This is a genomic window from Herbiconiux sp. 11R-BC (assembly GCF_049472555.1).
Taxonomy (GTDB): domain Bacteria; phylum Actinomycetota; class Actinomycetes; order Actinomycetales; family Microbacteriaceae; genus Herbiconiux.
In genome coordinates, this window is sequence record NZ_JBCEBO010000001.1 from 723,655 (window position 1) to 738,247 (window position 14,593).

At 72.1% G+C, this 14,593-nt stretch carries 15 protein-coding genes; 10 read left to right on the forward strand and 5 right to left on the reverse strand.

Annotated elements, in window-relative coordinates; genetic code table 11:
• Window positions 1–134: 134 nt before the first annotated feature.
• The 8 genes from VD659_RS03230 to VD659_RS03265 all read left to right on the forward strand — a co-directional run bounded on the left by VD659_RS03230 (window position 135) and on the right by VD659_RS03265 (window position 8,479).
• Window positions 135–1,553 carry a ferredoxin reductase family protein gene (locus VD659_RS03230; protein ID WP_423259691.1) on the forward strand — a complete coding sequence of 473 codons (1,419 nt, stop codon included), beginning with the start codon at window positions 135–137 and terminating at the stop codon, window positions 1,551–1,553.
• Complete coding sequence (locus VD659_RS03235; RefSeq protein ID WP_423259692.1) at window positions 1,550–2,113, forward strand: FMN-binding protein; 564 nt, start codon at window positions 1,550–1,552, stop codon at window positions 2,111–2,113. Before VD659_RS03230 ends, VD659_RS03235 begins: the two co-directional genes overlap by 4 nt.
• A 2-nt stretch (window positions 2,114–2,115) precedes the next feature.
• Entirely contained in the window at window positions 2,116–2,877 is a 762-nt protein-coding gene (locus VD659_RS03240; protein ID WP_423259693.1) for an FAD:protein FMN transferase, read from the forward strand.
• A gap of 29 nt (window positions 2,878–2,906) precedes the next feature.
• Entirely contained in the window at window positions 2,907–3,575 is a 669-nt protein-coding gene (locus VD659_RS03245) for a response regulator transcription factor (RefSeq protein WP_423259694.1), read from the forward strand.
• The gene (locus VD659_RS03250) at window positions 3,572–4,822 is read left to right on the forward strand and encodes a sensor histidine kinase (protein ID WP_423259695.1); all 1,251 of its coding nucleotides are present in this window, start codon (window positions 3,572–3,574) and stop codon (window positions 4,820–4,822) included. The genes VD659_RS03245 and VD659_RS03250 overlap by 4 nt, the downstream gene beginning before the upstream one ends.
• A 105-nt stretch (window positions 4,823–4,927) precedes the next feature.
• Window positions 4,928–6,148 carry a chromate efflux transporter gene (gene chrA, locus VD659_RS03255; RefSeq protein WP_423259696.1) on the forward strand — a complete coding sequence of 407 codons (1,221 nt, stop codon included), beginning with the start codon at window positions 4,928–4,930 and terminating at the stop codon, window positions 6,146–6,148.
• Window positions 6,149–6,191: 43 nt separating this feature from the next.
• Window positions 6,192–6,575 (forward strand): ArsR/SmtB family transcription factor, encoded by a 384-nt coding sequence (locus VD659_RS03260; RefSeq protein WP_423259697.1) that lies wholly within the window; start codon window positions 6,192–6,194, stop codon window positions 6,573–6,575.
• Window positions 6,572–8,479 (forward strand): heavy metal translocating P-type ATPase, encoded by a 1,908-nt coding sequence (locus tag VD659_RS03265; RefSeq protein WP_423259698.1) that lies wholly within the window; start codon window positions 6,572–6,574, stop codon window positions 8,477–8,479. Before VD659_RS03260 ends, VD659_RS03265 begins: the two co-directional genes overlap by 4 nt.
• On the opposite strand, the gene VD659_RS03270 is transcribed toward VD659_RS03265, so the two are convergent.
• The gene (locus VD659_RS03270; RefSeq protein ID WP_423259699.1) at window positions 8,439–9,689 is read right to left on the reverse strand and encodes an MFS transporter; all 1,251 of its coding nucleotides are present in this window, start codon (window positions 9,687–9,689) and stop codon (window positions 8,439–8,441) included. The genes VD659_RS03265 and VD659_RS03270 overlap by 41 nt on opposite strands.
• Window positions 9,690–9,825: 136 nt before the next feature.
• On the opposite strand from VD659_RS03270, the gene VD659_RS03275 reads away from it, so the two are divergent.
• Both VD659_RS03275 and VD659_RS03280 read left to right on the forward strand, forming a co-directional pair.
• Entirely contained in the window at window positions 9,826–10,281 is a 456-nt protein-coding gene (locus VD659_RS03275) for a MarR family transcriptional regulator (RefSeq protein ID WP_137838110.1), read from the forward strand.
• A gap of 106 nt (window positions 10,282–10,387) precedes the next feature.
• The gene (locus VD659_RS03280) at window positions 10,388–11,515 is read left to right on the forward strand and encodes an FAD-dependent monooxygenase (RefSeq protein WP_423259700.1); all 1,128 of its coding nucleotides are present in this window, start codon (window positions 10,388–10,390) and stop codon (window positions 11,513–11,515) included.
• A gap of 80 nt (window positions 11,516–11,595) precedes the next feature.
• Here VD659_RS03280 and VD659_RS03285 read toward each other — a convergent pair whose 3' ends face one another.
• The 4 genes from VD659_RS03285 to VD659_RS03300 all read right to left on the reverse strand — a co-directional run bounded on the left by VD659_RS03285 (window position 11,596) and on the right by VD659_RS03300 (window position 14,573).
• A complete protein-coding gene (locus tag VD659_RS03285) occupies window positions 11,596–12,063 on the reverse strand; it encodes a DUF2269 family protein (protein ID WP_423259701.1) in 468 nt (155 codons plus the stop codon).
• Window positions 12,064–12,119: 56 nt separating this feature from the next.
• Window positions 12,120–12,995, reverse strand: a complete 876-nt coding sequence (locus VD659_RS03290; RefSeq protein ID WP_423259702.1) for an SDR family oxidoreductase — start codon at window positions 12,993–12,995, stop codon at window positions 12,120–12,122.
• 69 nt (window positions 12,996–13,064) lie between these two features.
• Window positions 13,065–13,634 (reverse strand): TetR/AcrR family transcriptional regulator, encoded by a 570-nt coding sequence (locus VD659_RS03295; protein WP_423259703.1) that lies wholly within the window; start codon window positions 13,632–13,634, stop codon window positions 13,065–13,067.
• 9 nt (window positions 13,635–13,643) lie between these two features.
• Window positions 13,644–14,573 (reverse strand): LysR family transcriptional regulator, encoded by a 930-nt coding sequence (locus VD659_RS03300; RefSeq protein WP_423259704.1) that lies wholly within the window; start codon window positions 14,571–14,573, stop codon window positions 13,644–13,646.
• Window positions 14,574–14,593: the final 20 nt, after the last annotated feature.

The following is a 14,593-nucleotide window of genomic DNA, read 5'->3' on the forward strand; positions in this document are numbered from 1 at the left end:
ACACGCGCCTGCCCGACACGGCAACGTTGGTGAGCCTAAGCGTTCCCCGTCGCCGGTCTAAGAATGCTGGAAGAAAGAGAGGGGATCGTGGGAACCATCGACCCGACTCCTCCCGAATCGAGCAGAGAATGACGATGAGAACAGCCCCCACCCCCCGAGCGGGCGCTCGCCGCGCCGTCGACACGGTGGCGCGCGAGCGGCGCATCCGGTCCCGGCGGCGGATGCGCGCAGCCGACCTGATGGTCGCCGCGGTCTGGCTGTCGGTCGCCCTGGCCGTCTCGCTCTGGCTCGCCTACGGCGGGATGAACCTGGTCACCGATCCCGCGTCGGCGATCACCGCGCTCGGCATCGTGACCGGGCTCGTGGGCACCGACCTGATCCTGGTGATGCTCGTTCTCGCCGCGCGCATCCCCGCGATCGACCGGGTCATCGGTCAGGACAAGGCGATGGCGTTCCACCGGAAGCTCGGCAAGCCGGCCCTCTACCTGATCCTCGCCCACGCGGTGCTGCTGACCGTCGGCTACGCGATGAGCGACGGGTCGAACGTCGTCGCCGAGACGATCGGGTTCCTTCAGAGCAAGGACCTGCTGCTCGGCTACCTCGCGCTCACGCTGCTGGTGGCTGTCGTCGTCAGCTCGGTGGTCGCCGTGCGCCGGCGCTTCTCCTACGAGGCCTGGCACCTGATCCACCTACTGAGCTACCTCGCCGTGCTGGTCGCGGTGCCCCACCAGCTGAGTACCGGTGGTGTGCTCGCCGGAGGCAGCGTGCAGCGGGTGTACTGGCTCGGCCTGTACGTGCTCGCGTTCGGCTCGATCGGCGTGTTCCGCTTCCTGGTGCCGATGATCCGGAGCGCGCGGCACGGCATCCGCGTGGCCGGGGTCGAGCAGGTCGCCCCCGGCGTCGTCTCGCTCTACCTCACGGGCCGCGAGCTGGGCCGCCTGCAGACGGCCGGCGGCCAGTACGCGATCTGGCGGTTCTGGACGGGCTCGACCTGGTGGCACGCGCATCCGATCTCCTTCTCCGCGGTGCCGACCGACACGATGGCGCGCATCACGGTGCGCGATCTCGGCCGGGGCAGTGCCGCGATCGGCCGGGTGCGACCCGGCACCCGGGTGTCGATCGAGGGCCCGTACGGCGTCTTCACCGATGCGCACCGGGTCGCTCCGAAGCTCGCGGTCATCGCGGCGGGCATCGGCATCACGCCGATCCGGTCGCTGCTCGAGCACTCGCAACTGCGCCCCGGCGAGGCCACGGTCATCCTCCGGGGCACCGACCCCGACCAGAGCTACCTGTGGAACGAGATCACCGCGCTCCGCAGCATGCGCGGCAACGTCGTGTACACCATGCTCGGCGCCCGGCCGCCCGGCCTCGCCACCTGGATGTCGGCCGAGGCGCTCGCCCGGGGAGTGACGATCTCCTCGGCGCTGCCCGAGCTGCTGCGCTCCGATCTGTACGTCTGCGGGCCGCAGTCGTGGACCGATCTGGTGATCCGGGACGCCCGCGCCGCGGGCATGCCCGAGTCGCAGATCCACGTCGAGAGGTTCGACTGGTGAGGGCGCGCGCCGTCGTCCTCGGCGTCCTGTCCTCGACCGCCGTGCTCGCGGTCGGCTGGCAGATCGGCAGCCAGGGGCAGCAGTCGGCCAGCACGGCCGCGTCCGCGCCGGCCGCGGCGCCGGCGACGAGCGGAACGGGCACGAAATCCGGAACGACGGCGACGGCGACGCCAACCCCGACCCCGTCGGCCGCATCCGGCAGCGGCTCGTCGAGCTCGACGGCGACCGACTCCGGCTCGGCGGCGGCCACCACCGCCCCAGCGGCTCCCGCGGCGACCGGCGCCTCGGGCACGTTCACCGGAACCTCCACGAGCACCCGCTACGGCAACGTGCAGGTGCAGATCACCGTCAGCAACGGCACCATCACCGACGTCACGGCGCTGCAGCTCACCGACCAGGACTCCCGCTCGGTGTCGATCAGCAACCGCGCCGCCCCGGTGCTCCGTCAGGAAGTGCTCGCCGCCCAGTCGGCGAAGGTGCAGGGCGTCTCCGGCGCCACCTACACGAGCGAGGCGTACCTGACCTCGCTGCAGTCGGCCCTGGACCAGGCAGGACTCTGACCGTGCCGACCCACGTCTTCGACACCATGGGCACCACCGTGAGCATCCGCTCCGCCGGCCCCGCGCCGAGCGGCGAGGTGCTGCGCGAGGTCGAGGAGGCCTTCGCCGGCTTCGACCGCCGGTTCAGCCTCTACCGCGACGACTCGGAGCTCAGCCGGGTCGCCCGGGGCGAGCTCGCTCTGCACCACGCCGGCAGCATCCTGCGCGACACCTACGCCGCGGCGATGACGTGGTCCCACAGCACCGCGGGCGCCTTCACCCCGCATCGCCCGGATGGCGTGCTCGATCTCTCCGGCCTCGTCAAGGCCGACGCCATCGCGGCGGCCGGCCGCATCCTGGATGCCGGCGGTGCACCGTCGTGGATGCTCAACGCCGGCGGCGACATCCTCGTGCGGGGCGCGGTCGACGGCATGCCGTGGCGACTCGGGATCGTCGACCCGGATGCGCGGGGAACCCTGCTCTGCACCGTCGCGCTCGACGGCGCACGGCGGGCGCTGGCCACCTCCGGCACCGCCGAGCGCGGGGAGCACGTCTGGCGCAGGCCCGCAGCGGCGGCCGACAGCCGCTCATACCGGCAGGTCTCGGTCATCGCCGACGACATCGTCACCGCCGACGTGCTCGCGACGGCGCTCCTGGCCGGCGGCCCGGAGCGCTGCGACGACCTGCTCGACCGCTTCGACGTGGATGTGCTCCTCGTCGACGACCGGGGCGACGTCACCGCCTCCCCTGGGTTCCGCTCCGCCGCGGGCCTGATCCTCGCATGAGCACGGTCATCGCTGCCTATACTGCGAACATGCCGGACCCCGCACGGATACTGCTCGTCGAGGACGACGCGCGCCTGGCCCTCATGCTGGAGCAGCTGCTGCACGCCGAGGGCTACGACACCGTTCTCGCCCGCGACGGGCAACGGGCCCTGCACGAAGGGCTGACCCAGGAGTTCGACGCCATCGTGCTCGACCGGGGCCTGCCCGTCATCGAGGGCCTCGACGTGCTCAACCGGCTGCGCGATCGCGGCGTGCTGACGCCCGCCCTCATCCTGTCCGCCCTCAGCAACCCGGCCGACCGGGTCGAAGGACTGGACCGGGGCGCGGAGGACTACCTCGGCAAGCCGTTCGACATCGATGAGCTGCTCGCCCGCATCCGGGCCCTGCTCCGGCGCCACCGCAGCACCGTGCCCGCGCTCCCGCTGCCCGACGGCACCCTCGACACGAGCAACCGCACCGTCACCACCCGCAAGGGGGAGACCATCGCCCTCTCCGAGCGGGAATCCCAACTGCTCGAGCGGCTCGCGCGCCGCCCCAGCCAGGTCTTCGAGCGGGACGACCTGCTCGGCAGCGTGTTCCCCGACGCCGACGACCCCGGCGTGGTCGACACCTACGTGCACTATCTGCGCAAGAAGCTCGGCCGCGACTGCGTGAAGACCGTCCGCGGCATCGGCTACCAGCTGGGGACCCTCCGGTGACGGCGACGAAGCGGCGCGACCCCGAGAACCTCCGGGGCGCGTCGCTCCGGCTCACCGTGCAGTTCACGGCACTCGTGCTCGTGCTGCTCGCCGTCGTCGGCGTCATCGTCTTCGCCATCGTGAGCAAGAGCGTCACCGAGGCCAACGAGCGCGAGCTGGTCGCCGCCACCCAGATCGACTCGGGCCGGGATGCCACACCCGGCACCTTCGTCACGATCGTCGACGGCCGCACCGGCGGCAAGATCATCACCCCGAGCGACCTGCCCGACGGGCTCCTCGACACGACCGCCCTCCAGGCGGTGGCGGCCGGAGGCGCCGACGAGCGGTCCGAGCGCACGGTCGACGGCCACACCTACTCGCTGCTCACCACCTCCGCCACCGGCGACCCCGGCCACGACCGCGTGGTGCAGGTCGCCGTCGACCACCACGAGGGGGCGGAGGAGCTGGGTCGGCTCGCCGCCGCGCTCCTGCTCGGCGGCGCCGTCGCGGTGGTGCTCGCCTTCGCGGCGTCGTACCTGATGGCCAGACGCGCCATGCGCCCGCTCGCCGACGCGCTCGCCCTCCAGCGCCGCTTCGTCGCCGACGCCAGCCACGAGCTCCGCACCCCGCTCACCCTCCTCAGCACGCGCGCGCAGATGCTCCGGCGCCGCAGCCGGGACGGCCTGCCCGACGACGTGACCGCCTCCATCGACGACGTCGTCACCGACGCGAACGCCCTGACCGAGATCCTCGAGGACCTCCTGATCGCCGCCGACCCGCGGAGCGACGCGAAGAAGGAGCCGGTCGACCTCGTGGCCGTCGCCGATCAGGCCGTCGCCCTGCTCGCCGACGAGGCCACCGCCCGGCGGATCGAGCTCACCCGCACCGGCGCGGAGACCGCGATCGTCACCGGGTCGTCGGCCGCGCTGCTGCGCCTGGTCATCGCCCTGTGCACCAACGCGCTCGACCATGCGCGCACGAGGGTGGGCGTCTCGGTGACGGCCGGCTCGTCGAGAGTCGTGCTGACCGTCGTCGACGACGGGCCCGGATTCGATCCCGAGATCGCCGCGACCGCGTTCGAACGGTTCGCCAGCAGCCGGGCGGGAAAGCATCCTCCCGCGGAGAGCGGCGGAACCCGTCACTACGGCCTGGGCCTCGCCATCGTCTCGGAGATCGCCCGCCGCCACGACGGCACCGTCACCATCGACCAGTCGCACCCCGGTGGTGCCGTCGTGTGCAGCTTCCCCGTGGCGGCGCGGGCTCGTTAAGCGCCCGTTCACCCGTATCGTCGAGAGTGTGAACGATCGCCGTCCCGCCGGACCCGTGGTCGCTCGGGAACGGATGCGCATCGCCACCCAGGAAGGCACCGGCCGATGACCCAGGACAGCACCGCTCCCCCCGTGGCCGGGCAGGGTTCCGCCTGGGAGGTGCTGCGGGTCTTCTCGAAGCTGGGCGTGACCTCCTTCGGCGGCCCCATCGCCCACCTCGGCTACTTCCGCGACGAGCTGATCCAGCGCCGCCGCTGGCTCGACGACAACGAGTACGGCGACCTCGTCGCCCTCAGCCAGTTCCTCCCCGGCCCCGCATCGAGCCAGGTCGGCTTCGGCCTGGGCCTCTTCCGGGCCGGCCCCGCCGGCGCGATCGCCGCGTTCCTCGCCTTCACGCTGCCCTCGGCCGCCCTCATGGTGGCGTTCGCCTACGGGGCTCCGCTGTTCGAGGGCGTCGTGGGCGGCGGCATCCTCACCGGCCTCAAGATCGTCGCCGTCGCGATCGTCGCCCAGGCCGTGTGGGGCATGGCGAGAACGCTGACCCCCGACCGGGTGCGCGCCGCCATCGCGGTGGTCGCCGCCGCCTGCGCCCTCCTGCTCACCGGCTCCGTCGGGCAGATCGGCGCCATCGTGATCGGCGCGATCGCAGGACTGATCTTCTGCCGGAGCGCTCTCGTGCCCGCCACCGCGATGATCCGCTTCCCCGTCGCGCGCACAGCCGGTGTGATCTGCCTGACCCTGTTCGTGCTGCTCCTGGTGGGGCTGCCCGTGCTGGCCACGACCACGCAGTGGGGGGCCCTGCAGCTCTTCGACGCCTTCTACCGCGCGGGCGCCCTGGTCTTCGGCGGCGGCCACGTCGTTCTCCCCCTGCTGCAGGCGGGCGTGGTCGACACCGGCTGGGTCACTCCCGACCAGTTCCTCGCGGGCTACGGCGCCGCCCAGGCCGTGCCCGGACCGCTCTTCACCTTCGCCGCCTATCTCGGCACGCTCTCGACCGTCGGCCCCGGGGGCGTGGCGGGAGCCGCGATCGCCCTCGTCGGCGTGTTCCTGCCGGGGTTCCTGCTCCTCACCGGGGTGCTCCCGTTCTGGAACGCCTTCCGCTCCCGGCCGTGGGCCCAGGCCCTGATGCGCGGAGCCAACGCCGCCGTGGTCGGCATCCTGGCCGCCGCGCTCTACGACCCCGTCTTCACCACCGCCATCACCGGCGCGGCGCCCTTCGTACTCGCGCTGATCTGCTTCGTGCTCCTGATCGCCTGGCGGGTGCCCGCCTGGGCCGTCGTCATCGTGGGGGCCGCCGGGGGCATCCTGATCGCCCTGATCGGCTAGACCCGGGTGGGGAGGTCCCGCGGATCGGTGCGATAATCTGCGTATGAATGCAGATACCTCGAGATGCGGCCGCCTTCCGGAGAGCGAGTACGTCGAACTCGCGGTGGAGGTGTTCTCGATGCTCGCGGATGCGACCCGCGTGCGCATCATCATGGCGCTGCGCGACGCCGGCGAACTGTCGGTGAACCACCTGGCGGAGACCGTCGACAAGTCGCCGGCCGCCGTCTCGCAGCACCTCGCCAAGCTGCGGCTGGCGCGCATCGTGTCGACGCGGCAGGACGGCACCCGCATCTTCTACCGGCTCGAGAACGAGCACGCGCAACAGCTCGTCGCGGACGCGATCTTCCAGGCCGAGCACTCCCTGGGGGGAACCCCGCACCACCACCGCGCCGCCGACGCCGAGCGCCCGGTGGTGACCGGACCGTGACGGGCACCCTCACGGATGCCCCGGTGCGCGCCGGCGGACGGATGCTCGCGAAGCCGCCGTCGATCCTCCGCACCGGCGCGCGACTGCCCGAGGTGCGTTGGGCCGCTCTCGCCCTCGTGCTGTTCCTGCTCGCCTGGCCGCTGCAGCTCGCGGGCGCACCGGACTGGGCGTGGTGGGCGCTCTACCTCGCCTGCTACGCGGCGGGCGGGTGGGAGCCGGCGTGGGCCGGCATCCAGGCGCTCCGCGAGAAGACCCTCGACGTCGATCTGCTGATGATCGTCGCCGCGATCGCCGCCGCCTCCATCGGCCAGGTCTTCGACGGCGCCCTGCTGATCGTGATCTTCGCGACCTCGGGCGCACTGGAGGCCCTGGTGACGCAGCGCACCGCGGACTCCGTGTCGTCGCTGCTCACCCTCGCGCCAGAGACGGCGACGCGGGTTCTGGCCGGCCCGGGCGCGGAGGAGTTCGAGACCGTCGACACCGCCGGTCTCGCGGTCGACGACGTCATCCTGGTGCGCCCGGGCGAGCGCATCGGCGCCGACGGCGAGGTGGTCGACGGTGTCTCCGACGTCGATCAGGCGGCGATGACCGGCGAGTCCGTGCCGGTGCGTCGCGAGCCCGGCGACCCGGTGCTCTCCGGCACGGTGAACGGCACCGGTGCGTTGCGCGTGCGGGTCGGCGCGCCCGCCTCCGAATCCGTCATCGCGCGGGTGGTCGCCCTCGTCGAGACCGCGTCCGCCACGAAGGCCTCGACCCAGCTCTTCATCGAGAAGATCGAGCAGCGCTATTCGATCGGCGTCGTCGTCGCCACGATGCTCGTGTTCTTCCTGCCCCTCGCGCTCGGCGAGCCGTTCCCGTCCGCGCTCCTGCGGGCGATCACCTTCATGATCGTCGCCTCCCCCTGCGCCGTCGTGCTGTCGACCATGCCGCCGCTGCTGGCCTCGATCGCGAACGCCGGGCGGCACGGGGTGCTCGTGAAATCCGCGACGGTGATGGAGCAGATCGGGCGCACCCAGCTCGTCGCCTTCGACAAGACCGGCACCCTCACGGAGGGCGCGCCGCTCGTGCGCTCCGTCGACCCGATCGGGCCGCTCGACGCCGACGGCATCCTGCGTCTCGCGGCCGCCGTGGAGCAGCAGAGCGAGCATCCGCTCGGCCGTGCGATCGTGCGGGCCGCCGGTCATCTCTCCCTGCCGCCCGCCGACGACTTCCGGGCCATCCCCGGCGTGGGGGTGGAAGGCGTCGTCGACGGGCGCCGGGTGAGGGTCGTGCAGGATGCCGCGGAGCACCCCGATCGCGTCGGCACCGTCGTCACGGTCACTCTCGACGAGGTGCCGGTCGGCACGATCGCGCTCGAGGACGCCCTGCGGCCGGATGCGGCATCCGTCGTCGAACGGCTGGCCCTCGTCACGAGCGGCCGCGTGCATCTGCTCACCGGGGACAACGACGCGACCGCCCGCGCGGTGGGCGCTCAGCTCGGCATCGACCAGGTGCACTCCCGGCTGCTGCCCGAGGGCAAGGCGGAGGTGGTGCGTGCTCTCGAGGCCTCGGGGACGGCCGTGATGGTGGTGGGCGACGGGGTGAACGACGCGCCCGCCCTCGCCACGGCGACCATCGGGGTCGCGATGGGCCGGCACGGCTCCGACCTGGCCCTCGACACCGCCGACGCGGTCATCATCCGCGACGAGCTCCACGCGATCCCGAACGTCATCACCCTCTCGCGCCGGGCACGCCGCTTCGTCATCGCGAACCTCGTGATCGCCGGCGTCTTCATCGCGACCCTGGTGCTCTGGGACCTCGTGGGCACGCTGCCCCTGCCCCTCGCGGTCGCGGGCCACGAGGGGTCGACCGTCATCGTGGCCCTCAACGGGCTCCGGCTGCTCCGGCGATCGGCGTGGAGATAGCCGCGGCGGCCGGCGCCTGCCGGTGCGCCCGTGCCCGGCGGTCGATGCCGCTCGCGGTGATCATGACCGCCAGGGCGAGCAGGGTGAGCCCCGCACCGGCCCAGAGCGGGGAGGTGTAGCCGAGACCGGCCGCGATGGTCAGGCCCCCGATCCACGCTCCGAGCGCGTTGCCCACGTTGAACGCGGCGATGTTGGCGCTGGAGGCGAGCGTGGGAGCGGTGGGGGCGTGGTCGAGGATGCGCGATTGCAAGCCGGGCACGGTGCCGAAGCCGAAGGCGCCCATCAGCACGAGGGCCACCACCGCCGCGACGGGGATCGCGGCGAGCAGCGCGAAGGCCGCGAGCACCACGGCGAGGGCGGCGAGCAGCGCGATCAGCGTGGGGTCGAGCCACCGCTCCGCGGCCTTGCCCCCGAGCAGGTTCCCCGCGAACAGGCCCACACCGAACACCACCAGCAGCCAGGGCACCACGCCGGCGTCGAAGCCGCTGACCTCGGTGAGGGTGTAGGCGATGTAGGTGAAGGCGCCGAACATGCCGCCGAAGCCCAGCACGGTGACGGTGATGGAGAGCCACACCTGGGTGGAGCGGAAGGCGGCGAGCTCGGCCCGCACACCCCGGGCGCCCGCTGCGGCGGCTTGCCCGGTCTCCCCGGCCGCACCGGCGCGAGGGGTGGCGGGCACCAGCCACGCGATGCCGGCGAGCGCGACGACGCCGATCACCGTGATGGCCCAGAAGGTCGCGCGCCAGCCGAAGCTCTGGCCGACGAAGGTGCCGAAGGGCACCCCGAGCACATTGGCGAGCGTGAGCCCGGTGAACATCACCGCGATGGCGCTGGCGCGCTTCTCGGGGGCGACGAGGCCGGCCGCCACCACGGCGCCGATGCCGAAGAACGCGCCGTGGCAGAGCGCGGCCACGATGCGGCCGGTGAGCATCAGGGAGTAGGTGGGGGCGAGGGCCGAGATGAGGTTGCCCGCGATGAAGAACACGAGCAGCCCCATCAGCACCTGCTTGCGGGGCAGTCTCGTCACGGCGAGGGTGATGACGATGGCGCCGACCGCCACGCTCAGGGCATAGCCGGTGATCAGCCAGCCGGCGGCAGCGGCGTCGACTCCGAAGTCGGCGGCCACTTCGGGGAGGAGGCCGGCGATGACGAACTCCGTGAGTCCGATGCCGAAGCCTCCGAGGGCCAGTGCGATGAGCCCGATGGGCATGTGGTCGTCTCCTGAGGGTTGAGAGAGGGTGAATACACGCGTACGCTGGTTGTTGCACGCGCTGGGTAAAATGATTGCACACGCTGGATACGTGCGCAAGCAATTACCTGCCGCCTGCTGAGCAGAGGAGATTCCCATGGGCATCGGTGACGACGCTGTCGAGGTCAGAGCACACGGCTGGCGCACCCTGGCCGCCCTGCACGCCGCGATCGAGGCCGCCCTCGGGCAGGCGCTCGAAGACGAGGCCGGGCTGTCGGTGGTGGAGTACACCGTGCTCGACGCCCTGAGCCGGCAGGACGGCTGGCACATGCGGATGCAGCAGCTGAGCCGCGCGGCCGCGCTCTCGCCGAGCGCCACCACGCGTCTCGTCAACCGGCTCGAGGAGCGGGCGCTGCTGCAGCGCATCCTGTGCGCTGACGACCGGCGGGGCATCTACACCGAGCTGACGACGGCGGGCGAACGCCTGCTCGAGCGCGCCCGGCCCGTGCACGACCGCACCCTGGAGGCCGCGCTCGACGAGGCCGAGCAGACCCCCGAACTCGCGGCGCTCGCCCGCTCGCTGCACGAGCTCACACGCCCGCTGCACGCCTGACGGAATCGCCGGCGCGGAACTCCGCGATTCTTCCGACGACTGTCGGGGCGCCGGCCACCGCATCGCCGGTAGCGTCTGGGCATGCGCCGAGACAGCGGGTTCTGAGATGACCGACACCCTCGACATCGCCGTGGTGGGCGGCTCGATCGGCGGCCTGTTCGCCGCCACCGCACTCTCCAGAGCGGGGCACCGGGTCACCGTCTTCGAGCGATCCGTGCACGGACTGGCCCGTCGCGGGGCCGGTCTGGTGGCCCAGCCGGAGCTGTTCGAGCTGCTCCACGCGGTCGGACGCGACGACGCGGCCCGGGTGGGGGTGGTCGCCCACGAGCGGATCACCCTGGCTCGAGACGGCCGCATCCTGCATCGCGACCCCACCCCGCAGACGCAGGTCTCGTGGGACCACCTCTATGAGGTGCTCCGCTCCCTGCTGCCACCGGAGTCGTACCGGCTCGCGAGCCCGGTTCGCTCCGTCGAATCGACGGAGCAGCACGCCCTCGTGCGCTTCGCGGACGGCGACCGCCGGCTGTTCGACCTCGTGATCGGGGCCGACGGGCTCAATTCGGTGGTGCGCCCGGCCGTCGCCCCCGAGCACAGCGAGAACTCCTACGTCGGCTACGTCACCTGGCGAGGTCTCGTCGCGGAGGATTCCCTGCCGGCCGATGCCGCCGATCCGCTGCTGGATCGCTTCGCCTTCTTCACCGGCCCGAACGCCCACGTGCTCGGCTACCTCGTGCCCGGCCCGGCGGGCGAGGTTCAGCGGGGAAGCCGGCGCTACAACTGGGTCTGGTACCGGCCCCTGACCGCCGAGCGGCTCCGCGGCCTGATGCTCCGATCGGGCCGCGCCGCGGAGAGTGCGTCGCTCGCGCCCGGTCAGCTGCCCGCGCCGCTGCGCGACGAGCTGCTGGCCGACGCCGAGCGCGAGCTGCCCCGGCCGTTCGCCGCGGCGGTGGAGGCCGAGAATCGGCCCTTCCTGCAGGCCATCTTCGACTACGTGCCGCCCCGGATGGTGCGAGGCCGCCTCGTGCTCCTCGGAGACGCCGCCGTGATGGTGCGCCCGCACACCGCGATGGGAGCCGCCAAGGCGGCCGGGGACGCGCTGCTGCTCGCACGCGTGCTGAGCGAGCTCCCGCTGAGCCAGGCGCTCCTCCACTACGATCGCGAACGCCTGCCGGTCGGCCGCGCGATCTCCGACTACGGCCGGCGCTTGGCGGCCTCGCTCCCCTTCGCCCGATGAGCGGGACCGCACGTCTGCATCTCGTGTTGGTGTTGCTCGCGAGGCCGCCGGTCGCCGCCGACCAGGATCTCCGGCCGGCGCTAGGGCTTCCAGACCATGAGAACGACCACCGCGACGAGCAGAAGAGCCACCACACCCGAGCCGGCGGAAATCGCGGCCCGCCCGGCGACCACTCTCACCGCGGCCGCGCCACTGTCGCCGACCGCGGCGGCATCCGCATCCGAGGGCTGAGCCGCGCGCTTCAGCGCGGGCACCACCACGACGAGGCTCACGACGACGGCGATCACGTAGAGCACGATCGACGCCAGCACCCACGGGGTCGTGACCGAGAGCTGGTACTTGGGGTCCGCCATCCCCACGAGGGCGAATCCGAGCAGGAAGACGACCAGCGAGAGGTAGCTGAACAGGGCCGTCGACCGGGCCAGGGTTGCCACCTGCCTGGTGTTCCCCGCGCGGGCGGCCCGCATCGCCGACATCGGGAGGATGGCCATCGGGCCGACGATGAAGACGGCGCCGACCACGTGCAGAATCGAGATGACAGTTTCCATGCGACGAATCTATCGAAGCGGATGCCGAGGCCAGGGGCCGAAGGTCCTTTCAGCGCTCAGCGGGCGCCCGCCCTCGCGAGGGACTTGTTCTGGCTGTGCAGCATCGCGTCGAGCATCCGGTCGGACACGACCCGAGGCAGGAACGTGAACAGGGCGCCGTCGCGCCCGATCGTGTAGCGGGTCTTCGGCCGGCGGGCGGTCACGGCTCGGGAGATCACGGCCGCGGCGCGCTCGGGCGAGACGCCGTCGCGGGCGAAGCCCTCCGCCTGGGCGACGTAGGCCCGGCGCAGTTCGGCGTAGCGTGCGCGCTGCTCGGGGGTCATCGTCTCGGCGATCCGGGCCGCCGCGGCGAGCCCGCTTCCGGTGAGGTTGGTGCTGACGGCTCCGGGAGTGACCTTGACCACCGTGACGCCGAAGGGTTCGACCTCGCGGCGCAGCGAATCGCTCACCGCCTCCATGGCGAACTTGGCGCCGGAGTACGCCGCGAAATTGGCCATCGCGACCCGCCCGCCGACGGAGGTGATGTTCACGATCCGCCCCCGCGTGGACAGGAGCACAGGAAGCAGCGCCCGCGTCACGGCGATCTGGCCGAACACCGAGACGTCGAACTGGAAGCGCCAGTCGTCGAGGGTGAGCACCTCCACGGGCGCGTTGACGGCGACCCCCGCATTGTTGACGAGCACCTGGAGGGTGCGCTTCTCGGAATCGTGGGTCACCCGCTCGACGATCGAGGCGATCTGGGCGTCGTCGGTCACGTCGAGGATGACGGGTTCGATGCCCGGCCCGGCGATCTTCTGCGCGTCGGCCGGGCGGCGCACGCCCGCGAGCACGTGGAAGCCGTCGACGGCCAGCCGCTGGGCGGTGGCGCGGCCGATGCCGGTGGAAGCGCCAGTGACGACGGCGAGAGGGCTGGTTGCATGTGACGATGTCATATGGAAACCCTACGGTCACTCATATGACACTGTCAAATGAATTGCGTCGGCGAGCGACTCGACGACGGCTCACTCGCCGAGCGCGGCGATCAGCCGCTCGACCAGCTCATCCCCGGTGGTGCCCCATTTCGTCTCGCTCAGCTGGCCGCTGCGCTCCATGCCCGCGATGCCATGGGCGCTGGACATCAGCAGCGCGCCGCTTCGTCTCGCCTCATCGGGGCCGACGACGTCGCCGACGATCGCGAGGAACACATCCTGCGACCTCGACGCCGCAGCCAGCAGGGGTTCGGGGTCGCGCGCGGGAGCGGTGAACATCAGCGCGTAGAGATGAGGGCGCTCGCGAGCCACCGCGAGAAACGCCAGGACGGCCCGGCGGAGACGCTCGCTGCCGGCGGGCTGCGCGGCGGCCTGCAGCCGATCCAGATCAGCCGTCAGCTCCATCCAGCCCTCGATCGCCAGGGCGGCCAGCAGATCCTCCTTGTCGGCGAAGTGCCCGTAAGGCGCGCCCCGCGACACCCCGGCCCTGGTGCCCACGGCCCTCAACGTCACGGCCTCGGGGCCCCCCTCATCGAGCAGTCCGGATGCCGCGCCGAGCAGCGCCCTCCGCGTCGCGGCGGCGGATTCCGCCCTGGTCGTCATGGGCCGAGCCTAGCTGACGGCGTCAGGTCGAATGCCGGCGACGACCGCGCGGATGGCCTGCCGGGCGAGGTCGCGCAACCACGCGTGAGCGAGGTCGGTGGTCGACCGTTTCGGCCAGGCGAGCACGACCGGAACCGGCGCCAGCGCGACGGGGAGTTCGAAACGGACCAGGCGACCGTCGTCGTGGAGCCGCTCGGCGATCGACGCCGGAACCGTGACCACGGCATCGGTGTCGCACACGATCTCCAGCGCCCCCGCGGTGGAGACCACCGAGGCCACGACCCGGCGCCGGCGCCCCTGCTCGTCCAGGGCACGGTCGACCGCATCCTCGAAGCGTCCCCGTCGCGAGACGATGACGTGCGCAGCCGAGGTGTACGCATCGATGCCGATGCCGGTGCCGGTGCCGACGAGCGGATTGCCCCGCCGGCCCACCCCCACCAGGCGATCGTCGGCCACGTGCTCGTAGGTGATGTCGGCGGGGCCGGAAGCGGCGGACCCGATCTCGAGGTCGACGAGTCCGCGACCGAGATCGGCGGTGTCGAGCGTGCTCTCGCCGAGGAAGCGGAAGAGCACGCCGGGGGCGTTGCCGGCGGCGTGGCCCACCAGACGGGGCGCCAGCACCGAGACGAGGGCGTCGTGGCAGCGGATCGTGAAGGTGCGCTCGAGGGCTCCGATGTCCAGTTCCGTCTCCGGCGACAGCACCGCCCGGCTCCGCAGCACGAGCGAGCGCACCTCCTCACGCAGCGCGAGCGCCCGCGGCGTGGGCAGCATCAGCCGGCCCGATCGCACCAGGATCGGGTCGCCGGTCACCCTCCTGATCCGCCCGAGCGTGCGGCTCATGGCCGGTTCGGAGAGGTGCAGTCGCTCGGCGGCCCCACTGACGCTCTGCTCGTCGAGCAGAGCGTCCAGAGCGGTGAGCAGGTTCAAGTCCAATTGCATGAGGGTAATTATAGAGATGC

Coding starts and splice junctions, on each gene's coding strand:
- VD659_RS03230 (WP_423259691.1), top strand. CDS start 135: ATGAGAACAGCCCCCACCCCCCGAGCGGGCGCTCGCCGCGCCGTCGAC.
- VD659_RS03245 (WP_423259694.1), top strand. CDS start 2,907: ATGCCGGACCCCGCACGGATACTGCTCGTCGAGGACGACGCGCGCCTG.
- chrA (WP_423259696.1), top strand. CDS start 4,928: ATGACCCAGGACAGCACCGCTCCCCCCGTGGCCGGGCAGGGTTCCGCC.
- VD659_RS03260 (WP_423259697.1), top strand. CDS start 6,192: ATGAATGCAGATACCTCGAGATGCGGCCGCCTTCCGGAGAGCGAGTAC.
- VD659_RS03270 (WP_423259699.1), bottom strand. CDS start 9,689: ATGCCCATCGGGCTCATCGCACTGGCCCTCGGAGGCTTCGGCATCGGA.
- VD659_RS03275 (WP_137838110.1), top strand. CDS start 9,826: ATGGGCATCGGTGACGACGCTGTCGAGGTCAGAGCACACGGCTGGCGC.
- VD659_RS03280 (WP_423259700.1), top strand. CDS start 10,388: ATGACCGACACCCTCGACATCGCCGTGGTGGGCGGCTCGATCGGCGGC.
- VD659_RS03285 (WP_423259701.1), bottom strand. CDS start 12,063: ATGGAAACTGTCATCTCGATTCTGCACGTGGTCGGCGCCGTCTTCATC.
- VD659_RS03290 (WP_423259702.1), bottom strand. CDS start 12,995: ATGACATCGTCACATGCAACCAGCCCTCTCGCCGTCGTCACTGGCGCT.
- VD659_RS03295 (WP_423259703.1), bottom strand. CDS start 13,634: ATGACGACCAGGGCGGAATCCGCCGCCGCGACGCGGAGGGCGCTGCTC.
- VD659_RS03300 (WP_423259704.1), bottom strand. CDS start 14,573: ATGCAATTGGACTTGAACCTGCTCACCGCTCTGGACGCTCTGCTCGAC.